Origin of the sequence: Acetivibrio clariflavus DSM 19732 (genome assembly GCF_000237085.1) — a bacterium.
Taxonomy (GTDB): domain Bacteria; phylum Bacillota; class Clostridia; order Acetivibrionales; family Acetivibrionaceae; genus Acetivibrio; species Acetivibrio clariflavus.
Map to the genome: position 1 here is coordinate 2915421 of NC_016627.1, position 14100 is coordinate 2929520.

Sequence of the window (14100 nt, forward strand, 5' to 3'; positions counted from 1 at the left end):
ATCTTGTGTATAAGAGATTGAATGTTCTCCTTCTTGGCAAGAATTTCTAATAAGAAAAGCTAAGGAGGAGAATTTTATGTCAACACTATCAAAAGAACATATAAAGCAATTAGTTCGGGAAAATAATTTCCAAAGCGTATCAGATGTAAATGCATATCTAAAAGACATTTTTAAAGATATTATTCAAGAACTGCTTGAGGCAGAACTTGAAGCAGAATTGGGTTATGCAAAAGATGATGTGGCAAATAAAAATACCGATAATAGCCGTAATGGTTATACACCAAAAAAAATAAAAAGTGAGTTTGGTGAAATTGATATACAAGTGCCTAGAGATCGTAAAGGAGAATTTCAACCTAAAATTATCCCAAAATATCAGCGTAATGTTTCCGGAATTGAGGAAAAAGTTATAGCTCTATATGCAAGGGGAATGTCTACAAGAGATATTAGTCAACAAATTGAAGAACTTTATGGATTCAGCCTGTCTCCGGAGATGGTTAGCAAGATTACTGACAGAATTGCTCCAGAAATAAAAGAATGGCAGCAAAGACCTCTTGAACCTATATATTCTTTTATATTTATGGACGCAATTCATTATAAGGTAAAGGATGAAGGAAGAATAACAAACCGGGCAGCTTACGTTGTTCTAGGAGTTACTATTGATGGATATAAAGATATCTTAGAGATATGGATTGGTGATAATGAATCGTCAAAATTTTGGCTTGGTGTACTGAATGACCTTAAAAATAGAGGAGTACAGGATGTTTTAATTTTTTGTGTTGATGGACTTACCGGACTTAAGGAAGCCATAAATGCTGCATATCCAAAATCTGAAGTGCAGCGTTGCATAATACATCAGCTGAGAAATTCTTTTAAGTATGTGCCATACAAAGACCTAAAAGCATTTAGTAATGATTTCAAAGAAGTATATCATGCTATTAATGAAGAAATAGCATTAGAAAAACTTTATGAACTTAAAGAAAAGTGGGGAAAGGAATATCCTTTTGCAATACGTAGTTGGGAAAATAACTGGGATGTTATAAGTCCATTTTTCAAATTTCCAGAAGAAATACGAAAAATAATTTATACTACAAATATAATTGAAGGACTACATCGTCAGTTTCGTAAGGTCACAAAAACAAAAACAATATTTCCAACAGACAGTTCACTAGAAAAGATTTTATATTTAGCATCAATGAATGTAGTAAAAAAATGGACACAACGTTACAAAAACTGGGATAGAGTACTTAGCCAATTGGTAATCCAATATCCAGGTAGGCTGGAAGAGTATATTTAAGAGCATTCACCCCCACCGCCCTCAAGGGCTCATCCTCATCGCCGGATGGGCTAGACCTCACAAAATTAAAAATATAGGTTTAAAAGGCTAATACTGACCATTATAAATGATTATTGCCAGATTTAATCAAGTTTATGTATAAAACTTAATAAATCCGGCAATAATATACAATGGAAAGGCAATAAAAAACAATATTCTGTAAACCTTGTCAACTAAAATTTACTTGCTAAAGAAGGATTACATAAATTATGATACACAAAATTACTTACATTCCCTTTGAGGAACTAGTGATAAATATTGCAATACTACTAATTATCTAATAAATATTACTCCAACATTTTCTTAAACTCTTCCTCACTGAGGATGGTAATACCCAAATCCTGAGCTTTTGTAAGTTTACTTCCTGCCTCTTCACCGGCAAGAACATAGGAAGTTTTTTTCGACACACTTCCCGATACTTTTCCGCCGTACATTTGGATTATTCTAGTTGCCTCGTCCCTGGTCATGGACGGCAAAGTACCCGTCAATACAAAAGTTTTGCCGGCAAAACGGTCATCTTTTTTTGTGTCCGAAACTTTTGACTTCATATTTACTCCGGCCTCTTTAAGTCTTTCAATCAGTGCTTTGTTTTCTTCCCTGGAAAAGAAATCAAGGATATCCCGCACCATAATGTCGCCAAAATCCGGTAATGCTATCAACTGCTCATAGGTGACATTTTGGAGAGCTTCCATATCGGCAAAATTTGAAGCTAGCACTCTTGCAGTTTGTTTCCCTACATTTCTGATACCTAATCCGGTTATAAGCCTGTCGATATCGTTCTCTTTTGACTTTTCAACAGCTCTTATAAGGTTATCAACCGACTTTTCCTTGCCTACTATCCCCTTATCTATGAGTTCTTCCCTGTAATTTTTCAAAAGGTATATATCCGATACGTCTTTTATATACCCCTCAGACATCAAGGCTTCTACCGAACTTGGTCCCAGTCCCTCTATATTCATGGCATCTTTGGAGGCAAAATAAATAATGCCTCGCATTGCCTGTGCAATGCAATTGGTACCGGTACATCTTATTTCAACCCCATCTTCCTCCCGAAGGGTTGGGGCACCGCAAATAGGGCATTTGTCAGGCATAACATACTTCTGCGCAGTTGCAGGACGTTTTTCCGGAATACTCCTCAGTACTTCCGGTATTATATCCCCTGCCTTTTGAATAATTACCGTATCACCTATTCGAATATCCTTTGAATCGATATAATCCTGGTTATGCAATGTAGCTTTGGACACAGTGGTTCCGGCTATTTTCACAGGCTTTAAAATTGCCAATGGAGTAAGCCTTCCGGTACGTCCAACTTGCACTATTATATCTTCCACAATGGTTTCCTTTTGTTCCGGCGGATATTTGTAAGCTACAGCCCATCTCGGAACTTTGCTGGTTATCCCCAACTTTTTCCGATCTTCCAAACTATCCACCTTGACAACTGCTCCATCAATTCCAAAGGGCAGCTCCCAACGGCTCTCTCCAATCTTTGTAATACACTCCCATACCTCGTCGGCAGTTTTGCAGACCATAAAGCCCGGACTTACAGGAAAGCCCTGCATGGAAAGCCAGTTTAAACTTTCGGAATGGGATTTAAATTCTTTACCCTGACTTATTTCCAGGTTGAAAACATATATATCCAGTTCTCTTTCTCTGACAACAGCGGGATCTAACTGCCTTAATGTTCCGGCGGCAAGGTTTCGGGCGGTCTGATACACTTTACCTCCAGTTTCTTCCTGCTTTTTATTCGCTCTCTCAAAGGCCTCATTGGACATATACACTTCCCCGCGAACTTCCAAATAAGGTAGTTTGGTCGGAATTGTCTTGGGAACAGACTTGATTTCCAATAGATTTTCATAAACCGATTCTCCGGTTATCCCATCGCCTCTGGTGATACCTTCTACCAGCACACCATCCTTATATCTTAAAACAACCGAAAGGCCGTCAACCTTCCGTTCAACAACAAAAGTCGGATCCCCCAACTCCTGAATCATCTTATAGACAAAACTATATACTTCCTCTTTTGAGAAAACATCCTGAAGACTTATTACAGGAACATCATGCTGAACTTTTCTCAATTCACGCTTAACAGTTCCCCCAACTTTCTGTGTTGGTGAATCGGGTGCTGCAAACTCAGGATATTCCTGCTCAAGCTTTCTCAATTCCAAAGAAAGTTGATCATACTCATAATCCGAAATTTCAGGATCATCCTGATTGTAATATTTGTCATTATGGTATTCAATGGTCTTCCTTAACTCTTCAATTCTTTTCTTTATATCCATAAAACCCTCCGACTGTAATGCTTTTTTATATTAATGGTTTTTAGAAAAGATATCTATCTTTTGGAAACAACTTTTATTAACAATATATTTACAGAAACAACTGCTATGGCAAACCATATAATTCCCCATACAATTACAGGGAAACCGGTCAACTCAGCAAGCCTTACCATATCACCGGGAGGATTTGCACTCCAGCTTCTCACAATGGAAAATCTATTGTTAAGATTCAATAGAATAGTATCCACAAATGCATCGTAGATAACATAAGCCGCCATAGAAATACCTATAATATCCAGCATCAGATCATTTATGCCGTCTGTCTGAATCATTAGAACCAAAATTACAATTAAGGAAAAAATTAAAGCAGAAATCGTTGTTTCAACAGAAGAAGCAAAAGCAATGCAGAAAACTATATATATTATTGCAGTACTACCAAGCAAAAACTTCCTTACTTTAGTTTTTTTCAAAAAGAATACAAGCAGGCAAAACAATATGCTTGAAATATATCCGCCGTTTGCCATTATAAAACTTGCAATCCAACTATCCCCGCTAAATATTATATCCCTGCTGTTTCCAAATACTGTTTTAAAAACCGTCAAACCATGCCCAAATATAACTGCCGACAAAGCATGTCCAAATTTATGAAAAATTAAGGACACAGCCCTGAAAGGACTTACTATTACCTGATTCCACAATATGATAAGAATTGTCTGAATCAAAAGATATCTCCAAGTATTTTTCATAAATTCCCCCTGGATTGAAGTATTTATATATAAACTTCAAGTATTGTCAATTAAAACATAATATCAATTTCCTGTTAACTCATCAATTAATTCAAAAGACTTAATAAAAATTATACCGTTACAAATAAAAAAAAGAAAGGCATTTCCTTTCTTTTTTACAAGTTTATCAACTCAATATTTCAAGCATTGTCTCAATACACTAACAAATTATATCAGTCCATAATAATCCATTCACCTTTTTCATTTTTTTTAGCATTCATTAAATCCAAAGCTTCCATTACAGCTTCGGCCAAAGCTTCGGCGGCTTTTTGCCTGAATCCTTCGTCTAAAAGCTTTTCCCTGTCGGAAGAATTGGACATATAAGCTATCTCTGCAATTACTGCAGGCATATTTGTCTTTCTAAGCACTACAAGATTTGGCCTGTGTATTGTACCATTGTCCACAGTCTTTAAAGTGCTTACAAGTTTCTTCTGGACAATAGCTGCAAGCTTCTGACCGTCCATTTTGTTCTCTTCAGGATTGACAGGAACGCAGTATAAAGTTTCAGTGCCTCTATATGCTGCATCATTGGGCATGTAGTTATTATGCACACTTATAAATAATGTTGCATCATTATTATTGGCGATATTGACCCTTTCATCAAGACTGACATCAATATCCTTTTGCCTTGTGTAAATCACATTTATATTCTTTTCCTCGAGAATTTTGCCCAGCTTTAAAGAAATATCCAAATTCAAATCTTTCTCAAATAAATCACCTTTTATAGCTCCCCAATCTTCCCCTCCGTGCCCCGGGTCTATCACAATCTTCACCTCTTTTGGCACAGGAATGGTATTTTTGTTGCCAATATTTGAGGAATCCCGAACTTTTTCTCTGTTGTTTTCAACAATACCGGGTTTGTTATTAATATCTTCCTGGTCTTTTATGCTGTTTTTTAAACTTACGCTTGCAACAAAAAGCATCATGAAAAATAAAAGTATTAAAACGAATCTTATTTTCATCGGTAATTTGGTGTATGAAGAGTATATTTTTTTTACAAATATCTGTATATTGTTGATTACATTATCCATTTTTTTCTCCGAAAATAATTTCTTTTATATAATTATTATCCTATAGAAACTGTTTTTTTTCCATAGTTTTTTGCCTGCCATATTTTTGCAATCCTTTATTGCTGTTTCAGAGTAAATATATATCCAAAAGGCAAATCCCTTTTTATCTCCTCTTTAACCGGTTCAACAAAGCATCATGCTAAATTATATTATTTTTGTATATTTATGTCTATAGCAAGGTATATCCAGAATTTTTATTTATTGAATACTTTTTAATTTGTCCTGACAGGCTTGAGAATTCGGTATAAAAAATATAAAAAATCCACTATTGTGCGAAAGATTATTTTGATTTATAAAGAAGGTCAAAATCTATATTTAAATATCACATACAGGTAAACAATATAAGACAAATACTTCATATATGGACATACAGACAAAAAGGCCTCTTATTCATTTAGGCCTTTAATTTGCTCGATAATATTCATCTATTGTATATATCTGTTTACATCATTTAGAGTTATTCCCTGGTGAAGGGCGATATTTAATCCGTTAGCTATAACTTTTGCAATTCTGTCAACAACATCGTCAATTTCCTTCGGGGTAACAATCAGATTTCCTACATACGGTTCCAATACTTCCTGTATTAACTGGTATTTTTCGTTTCTGTCAATATTTTTGAGCATATCGTAAAATTGCTTATCTTCCTTAGCCTCATTCAGCAAACTATCTATAACAAGATCTATTGTATCGTTTGCCATAGTAGCAGCATCTACCACTGTAGGTACACCTATGGCAATAACAGGGACTCCTAATGTGTTTACCGAAATTTCCATTCTCTTATTGCCAACACCGGAACCGGGTGAAATTCCCGTATCGGCTATCTGAATGGTTGTATTTACACGCTCCATTTTCCTGGATGCCAATGCATCAATAGCTATTACCACATCAGGTTTAATCCTATCAACAATTCCCTTTACTATTTCTCCGGTTTCAATCCCCGTTATTCCCAAAACTCCGGGTGCAACTGCACATACAGGTCTAACTCCTTTGTCAACCTGTTCCGGTACATATTCCAGCAAATGTCTTGTTACCATCAGGTGATCTGTCACCTTGGGACCTAAAGAATCCGGAGTTACATTCCAATTTCCAAGACCGACTACCAGTATGGTGGAATTCTCTTTAAGCTTCAGAATTTTCACAAGCTCTTGCGCCAGTGCTTTACAAGTCTCTTCATACAATACCTGATCATTTTCTTTTAACCTTGGCACTTCAAGGGTTATATAATTACCCATGGGCTTTCCTATTGCTGCCTCTCCAGTAGGAGACGTTACCCTAACCCTTGTAATCTTTATGTCTTGAGTACCTGCATTTTCGATATCTACACCGGGCAAGTTCTGTGGTGCCGTATCACGCTTTGTTTGTTCCTGCTCTCTCACAAACTCAGTTGCCTCAAGTGCCAAGTCAGTTCTAATACTTCTGTTTCCAATCATCGGATCATCCTCTCACTATTTTCAATTTAATTTTAATAATATTTTTTCACACATTTCATTTTAAATACCTTGCTTTTTATTTTCTTTCGTGTTAAAATACTTCTTGTTAATTTACTCGCAGGAGGTGAATGGATTGCCAAACATTAAATCAGCTATAAAAAGGGTAAAAGTTTCAAAGAACAAAGCTCTTCAAAATAGCATTAGAAAGTCTATATTAAGGACTGCTATTAAAAAGTGCAAAACCGCAATAGCTAGCAATGACCCTGAAGCTGTTACTCTTCTCAAGAGAGCTATTGAGACTATAGATAAGGCAGCAGCAAAGAACGTCATACACAAAAACACCGCTGCGAGAAAGAAGTCTAAGCTTGTTAGGGCATACAACGCGGCAGTTAAAAATTAAAAATGAAAACGTACATAAAAGTACGTTTTTTATTTTGTTTAGGGTCAATAAAATAAAACTAAAAGCATATAAAAATTCATATACAGCGATTTTTATATGCTTTTAGTTTTACCCGGAATTTTTAATTTCATCGAATCAACCAGTGCCATTATCCGTTGGCAAGCTTGTTAATAAGAAGTTCTGCTGCTACTCTGTCGTTTATTCTGCCGGTTTTTATGGCCAGGTCAAGCTCAAAAGCTTCCCTTATTCCCTCTTTCAGCATATCAATACTAAATCTTTCAGCCTGGGAGGATATTTTCTTTCCTGCATAGGGTGTAATTCCTATTTTTGCACAAGCATCCTTAACGCTCATACCATCCATGATGAGAAGTTTCATTTCCATTACATGCCTTAACTGTCTCGTAATCATAAAAAGAATCTTAGGAATAGGTTCTCTCAAAATAAGCATGTCATTAAAAAGCTTAAGAGCCTTATCAAGATTTTTCTCAGCCACTGCATCGGTCAAATCAAATATCCTGCTTTTTACCGATTTGGTACATACTTTTTCAATATCTTGTACTGTAACTTTTTTTCTCTCTCCTACAAACATGACTAATTTATTAATTTCATTGAGTATTTCGGTCATTCCCTGATCACATATCTCAATTAAATAAGATGCATCTTCCATACTTATTTCCTTGTTGTAAGACTTCAAGACTTTAATGGCCCATTTCACCAGTTCTGCAGGTTTTTGAAACGCAAACTCTACAACAAGTCCGTTCTTCTTTACCGCATCCACGGTCTTCAGCCTTTTGTCAACTTCTTCCTCATAAAACACCAGCACCGTATAAGGCGGAATATTTTTTATGTATTCAATTAACTGTTCTCTGTTGCTTTGCTGCTTTGCGCCGTCTTTACCCGATTTGAACAGCCCCGAGTTTTTAACTATAACAAGTTTCTTTTCTGAAAAAACCGGTAAAGTCTCACAAGCTTCTTCTATTTTACTTATCTCAAAGTTTCCTTCCAGAACAATCTTATTCATTGCTGAAAGATCGTTTTGAAGAATAATTTTCTCTATACTGTCAAGATAATACTTCTTCAGGAATTCTTCCTGACCATAAAAAAGATACACATTCTTAAGTTTATTAGTTTTAATATCTTCCTTTAAAACATCAATACTCATATGATTCACCTTTATCCAATACCGGAACTGATTGTTTTTTTACCGTCCTTTTTATTTTTATATCTTTGCCGTAAGTTTTTAGCACTACTGCACCGTCATAGTCGGTTCTAAAAATCTTAACTCTGTTTTTCTCAAGTACATTCAACACGTACTTTGAAGGATGGCCAAAATTGTTCCTTCCAACACTGATAACAGCTATATCAGGATTTATCCGCTCTAAAAAAGCCTCGGTGGTTGAAGTATCCGACCCGTGATGTGCCACTTTCAGCACATCCGACTTTAAATCAACATTATCCCTTATCAGCATTTCCTCGGCTTCTTTTTCCATATCGGCCGTAAATAGTATTCTTACTTTTTCATAATGTAATTTTACCACTAATGAGTTATTATTTGAAGGCGACTCTTGAATAAAATCTCCCTTCTTGGGCATCAAAACATCAAAATAGGTTTTGTTATCCAGACGGATAAGGTCACCCCTCGAACACATCTGAATTTTTATTTTTTCCTTTCGGGCAATATCACACAATTTTTGCAATCCGCTGTCCAAAGGTACTTCAGGTATTACCAAACATTCTACCTTCAATTTTTTCAAAACCGGTATCAGCCCCTGAATATGGTCATCATGGCCATGGGTTGCAATAACCAAATCAAGTTTGTCGACACCGTAATCCAGCAAAAAAGGAATGACAATATTTTCTCCGATACTTGTGCTGTCAGATGCTGCGCTGCTATAGCCTCCTCCATCTATCAATATGTTTTTTCCCTTACTCGTTTGTATAAAAGTACTGTCCCCCTGTCCCACATCAATAAACACTACCTCAAGCCCTTTTGGAATAAATACCCCGTAAAAAACTGTTCCAAGTATAATCAAAACAGCAGCAATACCGTATTTGAGTTTTAATTTAACTTTATATTCAGGTCTGTACCAGAAAAAATATATTATAACTGCATAGTAACAAATAACCGAAAATATAGAAGGTGTAACAAGGGTTTTAACCGACCAGGGCAATTGCGCAGAAATTTTAGTAACCACAAGAACAAAACTCAACAGGACATTGTTTACATAGCCTATAAGTATGGATAAGACAATATGTATTTGACCCAATAAGGCCATAAGGGATCCTAAAATAGTTATAAATTCCACTATAGGTACAACAAGCAGATTAGAAATAATGGAAACCAAAGATACGGTATTGAAATAAAAAACCGTTATGGGTAAAACCCCTATCTGTGCCGATATTGTGGCAGCAAGCACATCTAAAATAAAGGGCGGAAGGAACTTAAACCCGAGCATTTCTTTTAAATTCTTATAAAACAGCACCAATGAAAGGGTAGCTGCAAAAGACAACTGAAATCCAATATTAAAAAGAATCCCGGGATTGTAAAAAAGTAAAACCAAAGCTGAAAAGGATATGCTTGTAAAAATTTCTGTATCCCTTCTTATTATCTGTCCCACCAAAACCACAACAGCCATAATAACAGCCCTTAATACCGACGGTTCAAAACCGGTAATAAGAACGAACAATATCAATATTATAATTATCAATAGGTTTGCAAGTTTTTGCCGTATTTTAAGCTTTTTGAACACATAAGCTAAGGGTAATATTATGAATGCCACATTGCTTCCTGAAACTGCCATTATATGCGACAAGCCTGAAGCACTGAAAGCTTCCTCAACTTCCTGACTTAGATCCTGTTTGTAACCAATCAGCATTCCGTTCAGCAATCCGGCCTGCTGAGGCGGCAGACTTTTATTTATAACAGTAACTATTCTTTCCCGTAATTTAAGTCCTAATTTCACTAAAAAATTTCCCTTATTTTTCTCACCGACATTAATATTATAATCCATAGCAAAAAGAGTTGCCGAAATACCGCTATGGCTCAGATAACTTCTATAGTTGAACCCTGAAGGATTGGTCCTTTCCTTGGGTATGTTCAAAGTTCCGCTTACAGTTACTTCTCTGCCGTAATCTATAAAACCGTTATCCCCTAAAAGCGTAGTTAGCCGTATCTTTCCCGAAACTTTATCCGACCTTCCCGACTCTTTTAAAAAAACTTCCTCTGCCATTAACTCATATACTATTTTTTCTCCATCTGCGTTCGGTGCAGAATTAATATATCCTTTTACCGTTACCTGCTTTCCGTTATATTCAACAAACCGGTTTGCATTTTGATTATATGTATACAAATAATACACGCCGCCAAAAAAATACAGAATTAAAACGCCGGACAGCAAAAAAACATGTCTTTTATAAAACATGCCAAATGCAATGGCTATAATAGCAAGTACAATAGCGGAATATATTATAAACCAATAGGACCGGGTCAGATTTGCCAGTAAAATCCCAGACATATATGACGCGCAGAAAAGAACAAGTGGTCTATTCATATATTTACCCCTATTCGAAGTAACTTAATAGCCAACTGTTTTGTAAAATTTTTTATGCAGATATTTTAAAATCTCAGGGACAGCTTGTCCCTGAGATTTCTACAAACAAAAACTTAATCCAAAATCCTTCTTGCTGTCATAAAGCAATCATTGTAAAAACCGGTGTTTAGCTCACTTATAACAACTTTTTTTGCTTTACTTCCCGAAGATGCGTGAATGAAACTTCCGTTTCCAATATATATTCCCACATGATTGATATAATTTTTACCGCCGTTTGTATCGAAGAAAACCAAATCTCCTGGCTGTAACTCCGATCTGGATATCTTAGTTCCCTGCTTTGCCTGGTCGGCTGCAACTCTGTTTAACTTAATTCCGAAATGATTAAAAACGTGCCATACAAAACCGGAACAATCAAATCCACTTCTTGTGGTACCTCCGTAAACATATCTGACCCCTAACAATTCCTTTGCATAGGAAACAATCTGTGCTCTTTTGGAACTATTTGATTCCGACGTTTCTCCTCTTGATGCAAGGGTGGATTCGGTTGAAATATATTGACCATATACCCAACCAATTACTCCGTCCTTCATTTTTACATTATACCATTCATCGGATTTTCCCAATATCTCCACTCTATCGCCGTAATACAATTGGGTAATTGCTTCATTGTCGGTTCCCGGACCTTTTCTTATATTAACACCGTCTCCGGTAATCATTCCTTCAAACAATACTGCAACAGCCTCTGCCTTAGTAGCATTTCCCTCTGAATTTTCAGAATTAATTTCTGTGGAAACATCTTGTCCAACATTTGCAGTTTCGTCATTTTTCTCATCTGTAGTTTCTGAAGTTTCCTGTTCTTTTTCATCGCTTAAACTATTGGAATCGTCTGCCGAATTGTTCGCTTTAGCTAAAACTTTGGTATCCTGAGAATTCTTTATAGCATCTACCGGAAATAAATCTTTATGTACCCAACCTGTTGTGCCGTTTATAAGAATTTTATACCAAGATCCGATATTTTCTTCAACTATTGTATTGGAATCTTTAAAAAGATTTTCTATATTGTATGACAAAACCGAATATTCCTGAAAATTAGAATTTTTTTGATCCGTAGTGCTTTTATCGAAGTTAGCATGGGAAAGTGAGAATGTAAAAAAAATCGAAAAATTTAAAACCGCTGAACATAAAATTAATTTACTGCACTTAAACATACTTAACCTCCTACTCTATATCCCTCTTACCTATACGGGCTTACCTGCTATCCACGAGCATACTGTAGGACTTCCTGAAAACAAATGGACAAGACTATTATACCTTTATGAATTTTCTTTGTCAAACCGAAAATTTCCTATAAAGCTTAAACAAAAATATCAATATACTTTTTTGTTTTCATAATATCCTTTGCCGCAAATATCCATATAAAAATATTTCGGATGTTTGCACCCAAACCGTTAGTTGTAAATATTGCCAGGTGTTTAAAGTTCCGTTCAGAAAAAAAATCAAATTTAAAAACTACACTAACTTATACATTATTATGGCATTTGTAGTCTCTCCCTCAAGTTTCATACAATCCTCTATATTTGCATAATCTTTAAAACCTAAGCTTTTCCAAAATTTATATCCCTTTGCATTGCTTTCGGAAACAGCTATATAAAACCTGGAAACATCACTTTTCTTTTTGACAAAATCTATAAGCAAATCGACTGCTTTAGTACCATACCCCTTATTTTGGAAAGCTTTATCAATAATAAGCGTATTTATCCAAACCGATACTTTGGAGCAGTATTTTATTTGGCCTTTTAAAAAGCCTATCATTTCACCGGTAGAAGAAATAAATATCCCTAACAAAAAATGCTCTCCACTTCGCTGCATTTCAATGAAATTACGTGTCAATTGCTGAAACGTTATGTCCTTCTCAATACCTGTTGCATATTTAAAATCTTCATCATTATACCATTCAAATATATATTTAAGGTTCAATGGAGTTATATTTTCCAAATAAATATCCTTTGCTTTGGCATTTACAATATACATAATGCCTCCTGTTTAATTTCCGTTCATTTAAACTGAGGAAGTTGAGATAACAACAGTACTGACCGGCAATTTCATTATCTATTTGGAATAAATTATTCTACACGCAAAACTTAAAACCTTCAAAAACTTTGTTATAAAATTCATATTATTAAAACTTTATTTTTGCATCAAAATAATATTGTAAAGTTCAAAAGCATTAAACAATTAAAAAAGTTATACTTTGGCTAACCCGTATTTTTTCCTGACTGTCTATCATTTATGTACAGTCGGTATCAACAAGGAGGTGAAACAATATGTATAACAACAATAACAATCAAGTTGTTCCTGGTGCTAAAAATGCTCTTGACAAAATGAAATATGAAGTAGCATCCGAAGTTGGTGTAAATTTAAAACAAGGATACAATGGCGATATATCAGCCAGAGATGCCGGTAGGATTGGCGGAAACATAACCAAAAAATTAATTCAGATGGCAGAACAGCAGTTAGCAGGCAAATAACTATTTGTTTAATTTAATAGATTTTTAATCTCTAATCAAGAAGTCAAAAATCCTAAATTTTTATATATTGTTTTGCAAAGCATTCATATAATAACTAAAAAAGATTTTGTGATATGTCACAAAATCTTTTTTAGTAAAATCCCACAGACCACTTTAAAACTCTCAAATACTATTGCAAATTATTGGCCTTAGCTGATGTCATATATAGAACATACGAACAGATGATATTTTTCACAAAATAATATCCTTTCTATCGATATATTTTTATGAAATATTCATATTAATTTTTTCATGCCAATATAATATATTTATTTTATGAACTGATACTTTTTAATACATTTATAAAATTATAAATTCTTAAAGCTGCGACAACAAATCGTAGCTTTTTTATTTACAGTAAACATGTTTCTGTCAGGCTTACAAGGTCGGTTATGAGTGTTTTTATATAATTTGAACAGAAAATTATACCTAATTGAGTACATTATTGTATAAATTACCCATTAACATACAATAAATATATCTATATAATTATGATTTGTAAACGTACTTTTTCCTCTATACTTTATATTTGCCTGCATCAGAAAGTCAGCAGGATTTTGTAAAACCTCCTATAAGTGAAGTATAGATGTCATAATGTTTAGCTGGAGTCTTTATTTAATACAGTAAGCTCCAAAATTTTTACATATTTGTGGGGGCGCCCCCTTGCCCCCATATTTAGTTGTATCTG

General features: G+C 35.0%; 11 protein-coding genes. 3 read left to right on the plus strand and 8 right to left on the minus strand.

The window, feature by feature from the left end; genetic code table 11:
• The first annotated feature begins 76 nt into the window (after positions 1–76).
• The gene (locus tag CLOCL_RS12355; RefSeq protein WP_014255666.1) at positions 77–1294 is read left to right on the plus strand and encodes an IS256 family transposase; all 1218 of its coding nucleotides are present in this window, start codon (positions 77–79) and stop codon (positions 1292–1294) included.
• 326 nt (positions 1295–1620) lie between these two features.
• Here CLOCL_RS12355 and ligA read toward each other — a convergent pair whose 3' ends face one another.
• The 4 genes from ligA to gpr form a co-directional block, all read right to left on the minus strand.
• Positions 1621–3612, minus strand: coding sequence for an NAD-dependent DNA ligase LigA (ligA, locus tag CLOCL_RS12360; RefSeq protein ID WP_014255667.1), 1992 nt, complete (start codon positions 3610–3612; stop codon positions 1621–1623).
• Between the two features lie 53 nt (positions 3613–3665).
• Positions 3666–4355 (minus strand): M50 family metallopeptidase, encoded by a 690-nt coding sequence (locus CLOCL_RS12365; RefSeq protein ID WP_014255668.1) that lies wholly within the window; start codon positions 4353–4355, stop codon positions 3666–3668.
• Positions 4356–4567: 212 nt separating this feature from the next.
• Positions 4568–5425 (minus strand): N-acetylmuramoyl-L-alanine amidase family protein, encoded by an 858-nt coding sequence (locus CLOCL_RS12370; protein ID WP_014255669.1) that lies wholly within the window; start codon positions 5423–5425, stop codon positions 4568–4570.
• 464 nt (positions 5426–5889) lie between these two features.
• The gene (gene gpr / locus CLOCL_RS12375) at positions 5890–6894 is read right to left on the minus strand and encodes a GPR endopeptidase (RefSeq protein ID WP_014255670.1); all 1005 of its coding nucleotides are present in this window, start codon (positions 6892–6894) and stop codon (positions 5890–5892) included.
• Positions 6895–7027: 133 nt separating this feature from the next.
• Between gpr and rpsT the strand changes: the two genes are divergently transcribed.
• A complete protein-coding gene (gene rpsT, locus CLOCL_RS12380; protein ID WP_014255671.1) occupies positions 7028–7294 on the plus strand; it encodes a 30S ribosomal protein S20 in 267 nt (88 codons plus the stop codon).
• 148 nt (positions 7295–7442) lie between these two features.
• On the opposite strand, the gene holA is transcribed toward rpsT, so the two are convergent.
• The 4 genes from holA to CLOCL_RS12400 all read right to left on the minus strand — a co-directional run bounded on the left by holA (position 7443) and on the right by CLOCL_RS12400 (position 12876).
• Positions 7443–8456 carry a DNA polymerase III subunit delta gene (holA, locus tag CLOCL_RS12385; RefSeq protein ID WP_014255672.1) on the minus strand — a complete coding sequence of 338 codons (1014 nt, stop codon included), beginning with the start codon at positions 8454–8456 and terminating at the stop codon, positions 7443–7445.
• On the minus strand, positions 8446–10845 hold the full coding sequence (locus CLOCL_RS12390) for a DNA internalization-related competence protein ComEC/Rec2 (RefSeq protein ID WP_014255673.1): 2400 nt from the start codon (positions 10843–10845) through the stop codon (positions 8446–8448). The genes holA and CLOCL_RS12390 overlap by 11 nt, the downstream gene beginning before the upstream one ends.
• 113 nt (positions 10846–10958) lie before the next feature.
• Positions 10959–12053 carry an SH3 domain-containing C40 family peptidase gene (locus CLOCL_RS12395; protein WP_014255674.1) on the minus strand — a complete coding sequence of 365 codons (1095 nt, stop codon included), beginning with the start codon at positions 12051–12053 and terminating at the stop codon, positions 10959–10961.
• Between the two features lie 301 nt (positions 12054–12354).
• Complete coding sequence (locus CLOCL_RS12400; protein ID WP_014255675.1) at positions 12355–12876, minus strand: GNAT family N-acetyltransferase; 522 nt, start codon at positions 12874–12876, stop codon at positions 12355–12357.
• 293 nt (positions 12877–13169) lie between these two features.
• Between CLOCL_RS12400 and CLOCL_RS12405 the strand changes: the two genes are divergently transcribed.
• On the plus strand, positions 13170–13373 hold the full coding sequence (locus CLOCL_RS12405) for an alpha/beta-type small acid-soluble spore protein (protein ID WP_014255676.1): 204 nt from the start codon (positions 13170–13172) through the stop codon (positions 13371–13373).
• Positions 13374–14100 lie beyond the last annotated feature (727 nt).

What these genes read in the sequence shown, in the direction of transcription:
- CLOCL_RS12355 (WP_014255666.1), top strand. Translation starts at nt 77, where the DNA reads ATGTCAACACTATCAAAAGAACATATAAAGCAATTAGTTCGGGAAAAT.
- ligA (WP_014255667.1), bottom strand. Translation starts at nt 3,612, where the DNA reads ATGGATATAAAGAAAAGAATTGAAGAGTTAAGGAAGACCATTGAATAC.
- CLOCL_RS12365 (WP_014255668.1), bottom strand. Translation starts at nt 4,355, where the DNA reads ATGAAAAATACTTGGAGATATCTTTTGATTCAGACAATTCTTATCATA.
- CLOCL_RS12370 (WP_014255669.1), bottom strand. Translation starts at nt 5,425, where the DNA reads ATGGATAATGTAATCAACAATATACAGATATTTGTAAAAAAAATATAC.
- gpr (WP_014255670.1), bottom strand. Translation starts at nt 6,894, where the DNA reads ATGATTGGAAACAGAAGTATTAGAACTGACTTGGCACTTGAGGCAACT.
- holA (WP_014255672.1), bottom strand. Translation starts at nt 8,456, where the DNA reads ATGAGTATTGATGTTTTAAAGGAAGATATTAAAACTAATAAACTTAAG.
- CLOCL_RS12390 (WP_014255673.1), bottom strand. Translation starts at nt 10,845, where the DNA reads ATGAATAGACCACTTGTTCTTTTCTGCGCGTCATATATGTCTGGGATT.
- CLOCL_RS12395 (WP_014255674.1), bottom strand. Translation starts at nt 12,053, where the DNA reads ATGTTTAAGTGCAGTAAATTAATTTTATGTTCAGCGGTTTTAAATTTT.
- CLOCL_RS12400 (WP_014255675.1), bottom strand. Translation starts at nt 12,876, where the DNA reads ATGTATATTGTAAATGCCAAAGCAAAGGATATTTATTTGGAAAATATA.
- CLOCL_RS12405 (WP_014255676.1), top strand. Translation starts at nt 13,170, where the DNA reads ATGTATAACAACAATAACAATCAAGTTGTTCCTGGTGCTAAAAATGCT.